This is a genomic window from Vibrio sp. Vb1554 (assembly GCF_033344235.1).
Map to the genome: position 1 here is coordinate 1 of NZ_JAWPOJ010000171.1, position 1,476 is coordinate 1,476.

Consider the following 1,476-nt stretch of genomic DNA (forward strand, 5'->3'; position numbering starts at 1 on the left):
CGAAAAAAAGGGGTCAAGTCGCAAAATAGCCCAGTGAAGCAGGGCAAGCCAACGTTGAACTTTGGTGGTCAAAACGCCGAGCTTTGGTGTGAAGGTGGAGAAGCGGCATTTATTCGTCGAATGGCCAATGAAAGCCAAGCATTTAGCTCTCAAGTGCTGTGGTTTACGACGTTGATTTCGAAAAAAGACAACGTGCGTCCGATGCGTAAGCAGCTAGAAAAGCTGGGAGTTAAAGCGATTCGTGTGGTGGAAATGAGCCAAGGCCAAAAGATCAGTCGTTTTATGGCTTGGTCATTCATGGACAAGCAGCAAAGAAAGACTTGGATTGAGCTGAAATAATTTTATCTAGTTGTATTTGTTCAGCAGAATTGATAAGAAAAGCCCGCAGTTTTTAGCGGGCTTTTTGATCAACGTTTGGTGACTGGTTCACAATTCAGTGCTGTTAGTGGCACAAACTGGTCTGTTTTCGCGTAGAACAACCCGCAGGTTGTACCGCGAATCTGCAATGTGTACTGGTCAGGAAAATCGGTATAGCTACCGTCTAGTAGCACGTTATCCTTGCCTTTAACTCTGCCTGTCTCAATCAACAAGTGCGGAGACGATTCAAATACGTTGCTTGCGATTCTCGGTGCTGGCGTACCTTGAATTTGTGCAATCGCAGCTTGTACTTCCTTTACGGCCTCAGGCGTGGTTTTAGTGCTTAAGGCTTCAACAGGTTCTCGTGACATTGCTTCACATCCCAAAATCGGTAGTGTTAGTCCAAGACAAGCACAAAGTCTTATAGCTGTTGCGCGCCTTGATCTAGTTGATCTCAACATGAATAGCCTCTGTTCTTAGTGGTGAACGGTGATCCTTAAGTGCTGGAGAGTCGCTGTTAAGTGGCATTGTGTTGAAACTCGCAGGCGACACTTGTGGACAAGTTCCTGTATCCATGTAGTTGAGTGCGGCAGATAGCATGCGCTCGGATGTATCGCCTAGCGGCTTCGTTAGGTCGTCATCTACCCAACAACCTTCAACTCGATTATCTAAACCAAGGTTGCTGCTAATTTGGCTCTTAGGTGTTGGAACAAAACCGTCGGCAAAGTCGCCAAATTGTTTTTCGTTCGCAGATTTAAACTGAATGGTGTAGTACATGGTGCCACAGTTCTGCTCGGGTGCGAATCCATAAGGTTTACCCATTGTGGTTGAGCCAATTTGGATAACATTAACATCAATACCGCGCAGTGCATTCATCAGTAATTCACTTGAAGAGGCAGTACCGCCAGAGGTCAGCACATAAACTTGCTGCTTGCCTAGAGTCGGCAACACTTGGTCTGAGAACTTGCCTGCTGCCCAGTCGATGGCTACGTTAGTAAATGGGTATACATTGTCGCCATTAGGTATGGTTTTCATGATCTTATCGTTGTGAATAAGCTCACTAAAGACACGATTTTTATCCGCGCCGCTGAGCATGTATCCCACTTGAGAAGATTGCAG

The 1,476-nt window shown here is 46.0% G+C and carries 3 protein-coding genes; 1 reads left to right on the top strand and 2 read right to left on the bottom strand.

Annotated elements, in window-relative coordinates:
• On the top strand, nt 1-339 hold a 339-nt coding region (locus R8N28_RS24665; protein WP_318183599.1), incomplete at its 5' end, for an RlmF-related methyltransferase.
• Nucleotides 340-407: 68 nt separating this feature from the next.
• Here the strand turns inward: R8N28_RS24665 and R8N28_RS24670 are convergent.
• Complete coding sequence (locus R8N28_RS24670; protein WP_318183600.1) at nt 408-728, bottom strand: hypothetical protein; 321 nt, start codon at nt 726-728, stop codon at nt 408-410.
• Nucleotides 729-801: 73 nt separating this feature from the next.
• The coding region (locus R8N28_RS24675) for a S41 family peptidase (protein WP_318183601.1) at nt 802-1,476 on the bottom strand (675 nt) is incomplete at its 5' end.